4 protein-coding genes are annotated in these 3,871 nt (G+C 35.4%); all 4 read right to left on the bottom strand.

Annotation, left to right across the window (positions count from 1 at the left end):
- Positions 1–184: 184 nt before the first annotated feature.
- Entirely contained in the window at positions 185–1,609 is a 1,425-nt protein-coding gene (locus ACESR5_RS11960; RefSeq protein WP_373155980.1) for an IS4 family transposase, read from the bottom strand.
- Positions 1,602–1,802: a 2-C-methyl-D-erythritol 4-phosphate cytidylyltransferase gene (locus ACESR5_RS11955; RefSeq protein WP_129739639.1), complete on the bottom strand. Its 201-nt coding sequence runs from the start codon at positions 1,800–1,802 to the stop codon at positions 1,602–1,604. Before ACESR5_RS11955 ends, ACESR5_RS11960 begins: the two co-directional genes overlap by 8 nt.
- A 300-nt stretch (positions 1,803–2,102) precedes the next feature.
- Positions 2,103–3,527, bottom strand: a complete 1,425-nt coding sequence (locus ACESR5_RS11950) for an IS4 family transposase (protein ID WP_373155980.1) — start codon at positions 3,525–3,527, stop codon at positions 2,103–2,105.
- Positions 3,520–3,871, bottom strand: a 352-nt coding sequence (locus tag ACESR5_RS11945) for a hypothetical protein (RefSeq protein ID WP_373155978.1), incomplete at its 5' end; no start/stop codon positions are given. The genes ACESR5_RS11945 and ACESR5_RS11950, both read right to left, overlap by 8 nt.

Genomic DNA, 3,871 nt, shown 5'->3' with positions numbered 1-3,871 from the left:
TCAATGGAGTCAACTTAGTATATTAGACTAGGTGACTCTTTTTTTATTTCTGTAATTCTTGTGGTATGACTATATGTACTCTTTATTATTATGCAAAAAAAGCGCATAAAGCCCCTGCTGATTTTTTTCGTTTTTTAAAATTTTATCCCATTAAATTTATGATACAATATAATTGTATTCTTAACTACGGGGATATTGTCATAAGCACTGATTTGTATCGTCTGACTTTTGGATTGTTTCTTCCATCAAGTCTGAAGCGATAGCTTGGTGGTGAAATCATGACTCGTCCCCATCGTTGGTAGTGCCTGTTTGGGCGAACAGGCACTTTTATTTTGTCTAGCATCTTCTCTATCTGTTCTATCTTCTTTTTTAGCTGTCTTTTTTTACCATTGATCATTGAAAGCAGAATGTTGACATCATGTATGATTTCATGTAGCTGTGCTATGTTGACAACATACTGTCTATTTGACTCTTTCATTTCAAGTGAACGGTTCAACTCTTTTCTCATGATTCCTGCAATATTATGAAACAGTACCTTTGCATATATATCATTTCGTGCAACATCACCATCACTGCTTATATGCCTTTCTATCTCCTGGCCTGTTTTGAGTGTCTTGTATGAAACTTCGATATCCCATCTATATGTATATAGCTCAATGATTTCCTGAGCAGAGAATTCCTCTCCTAGGTTGGTAAAGAAAATAAGCTCTTTCTGACACGCCTCTCCATGATTGTTGATATATTCAATTCTTCTTTTAATGACCCTGATTTTCATGACTGGATTATTTTCTCTCAATTCCATGGCTTCAGGTGAAAATCGGAATCTCCTTCTCCATTTTTCATCAATTTCCACCTCAATCCATTCATCATCAGATTTCATGAGCGCAACCTGCTTCTTATAGAAATTGCTTTTTCCTCTGATGATATAATGATAATCAATACACTCAAGGTGGGATATGATTTCGGCTGATCCATAATATCTGTCAGCAAGATAAATGACATTCTTTCCCTTGAATATACTTTGACTTCGATAGAGATGAGAAAACGCAAGAGGCAATTCTGAATATGGTGCAGGCCTGAGTGAAAAATCTATAAACAGACCATTAAGGACATCATAGAGTCCTCCGGCCTTGGACTGGACTTTTTTGACATCGAACATGTCAATGATATGTTGATTCTCCACAAAATGAAAATCATAGATATTATAGACATTGTATGGGATTTCCATATAGGTCCCATCTTCTGCAATCAGGAAATATCCTCTATATTTTTTAGGGAGCGACGATGTATAATAGATGGCTGAAAATCGATTGATGAGATATGAAAAAACATTTGGATTCAGCTTTCTAATGGCCTTGTTGAGAGCCTGCTTGCTTATTCTCTTCTCAAATCGATCTATGGAAGAATAAAAATGAGAGAGTTCAGCATTGGTTGTGGTTCTGTTTCTGAAGATGAAGTAATAGATGAGCGAATAGAAATTCATATTTCTATTTCTGGTAAAGTCCTGTGTTCTCTTGCGACAGAGTCTGTTTGTGATATCAGAATGAATGATAGCATTAAACTCACTGAAGATAGCAGCCAGCTGAGAAGACTTAACTACATTATTCATCATCATAGACAAGACGAGGCTTTTTCTTGGCGAAAGCAGCCTTCAGAAAAGGAACGGATTCCTCATCAACCTGCCCAAAGTTGATAAGGACACGATGTTTAGGAACGCCAGAAGAATCACGATAGGATTCAACGAGTGCGCAAAAACAGGTATTTTTCTTACCCTTATTATTTTTGATAACTCTAACGAACATAGAAGCACCTTCTTTCTTAACTACATTATACAACAAAAGTAAAGGAAATAAGATAATAAATAGATAATTATACTTAACTACAAGTAAAAAAGACACTCTTTTATTTCCAAAAAAATAAAAAAGAGTCAACTTAGTATATTAGACTAGGTGACTCTTTTTTTATTTCTGTAATTCTTGTGGTATGACTATATGTACTCTTTATTATTATGCAAAAAAAGCGCATAAAGCCCCTGCTGATTTTTTTCGTTTTTTAAAATTTTATCCCATTAAATTTATGATACAATATAATTGTATTCTTAACTACGGGGATATTGTCATAAGCACTGATTTGTATCGTCTGACTTTTGGATTGTTTCTTCCATCAAGTCTGAAGCGATAGCTTGGTGGTGAAATCATGACTCGTCCCCATCGTTGGTAGTGCCTGTTTGGGCGAACAGGCACTTTTATTTTGTCTAGCATCTTCTCTATCTGTTCTATCTTCTTTTTTAGCTGTCTTTTTTTACCATTGATCATTGAAAGCAGAATGTTGACATCATGTATGATTTCATGTAGCTGTGCTATGTTGACAACATACTGTCTATTTGACTCTTTCATTTCAAGTGAACGGTTCAACTCTTTTCTCATGATTCCTGCAATATTATGAAACAGTACCTTTGCATATATATCATTTCGTGCAACATCACCATCACTGCTTATATGCCTTTCTATCTCCTGGCCTGTTTTGAGTGTCTTGTATGAAACTTCGATATCCCATCTATATGTATATAGCTCAATGATTTCCTGAGCAGAGAATTCCTCTCCTAGGTTGGTAAAGAAAATAAGCTCTTTCTGACACGCCTCTCCATGATTGTTGATATATTCAATTCTTCTTTTAATGACCCTGATTTTCATGACTGGATTATTTTCTCTCAATTCCATGGCTTCAGGTGAAAATCGGAATCTCCTTCTCCATTTTTCATCAATTTCCACCTCAATCCATTCATCATCAGATTTCATGAGCGCAACCTGCTTCTTATAGAAATTGCTTTTTCCTCTGATGATATAATGATAATCAATACACTCAAGGTGGGATATGATTTCGGCTGATCCATAATATCTGTCAGCAAGATAAATGACATTCTTTCCCTTGAATATACTTTGACTTCGATAGAGATGAGAAAACGCAAGAGGCAATTCTGAATATGGTGCAGGCCTGAGTGAAAAATCTATAAACAGACCATTAAGGACATCATAGAGTCCTCCGGCCTTGGACTGGACTTTTTTGACATCGAACATGTCAATGATATGTTGATTCTCCACAAAATGAAAATCATAGATATTATAGACATTGTATGGGATTTCCATATAGGTCCCATCTTCTGCAATCAGGAAATATCCTCTATATTTTTTAGGGAGCGACGATGTATAATAGATGGCTGAAAATCGATTGATGAGATATGAAAAAACATTTGGATTCAGCTTTCTAATGGCCTTGTTGAGAGCCTGCTTGCTTATTCTCTTCTCAAATCGATCTATGGAAGAATAAAAATGAGAGAGTTCAGCATTGGTTGTGGTTCTGTTTCTGAAGATGAAGTAATAGATGAGCGAATAGAAATTCATATTTCTATTTCTGGTAAAGTCCTGTGTTCTCTTGCGACAGAGTCTGTTTGTGATATCAGAATGAATGATAGCATTAAACTCACTGAAGATAGCAGCCAGCTGAGAAGACTTAACTACATTATTCATCATCATAGACAAGACGAGGCTTTTTCTTGGCGAAAGCAGCCTTCAGAAAAGGAACGGATTCCTCATCAACCTGCCCAAAGTTGATAAGGACACGATGTTTAGGAACGCCAGAAGAATCACGATAGGATTCAACGAGTGCGCAAAAACAGGTATTTTTCTTACCCTTATTATTTTTGATAACTCTAACGAACATAGAAGCACCTTCTTTCTTAACTACATTATACAACAAAAGTAAAGGAAATAAGATAATAAATAGATAATTATACTTAACTACAAGTAAAAAAGACACTCTTTTATTTCCAAAAAAATAAAAAAGAGCCAACTTACTAAGTTGACTCCATTGA

Source organism: Clostridium sp. AUH-JLR23, assembly GCF_964238065.1.
Lineage (GTDB): Bacteria > Bacillota_I > Bacilli_A > Erysipelotrichales > Coprobacillaceae > Allocoprobacillus > Allocoprobacillus merdigallinarum.
The sequence above is the reverse complement of the archived record's forward strand: the minus strand, read 5'-3'. Positions and strand labels throughout refer to the sequence as shown.

What these genes read in the sequence shown, in the direction of transcription:
- ACESR5_RS11960 (WP_373155980.1), bottom strand. Translation starts at nt 1,609, where the DNA reads ATGAATAATGTAGTTAAGTCTTCTCAGCTGGCTGCTATCTTCAGTGAG.
- ACESR5_RS11955 (WP_129739639.1), bottom strand. Translation starts at nt 1,802, where the DNA reads ATGTTCGTTAGAGTTATCAAAAATAATAAGGGTAAGAAAAATACCTGT.
- ACESR5_RS11950 (WP_373155980.1), bottom strand. Translation starts at nt 3,527, where the DNA reads ATGAATAATGTAGTTAAGTCTTCTCAGCTGGCTGCTATCTTCAGTGAG.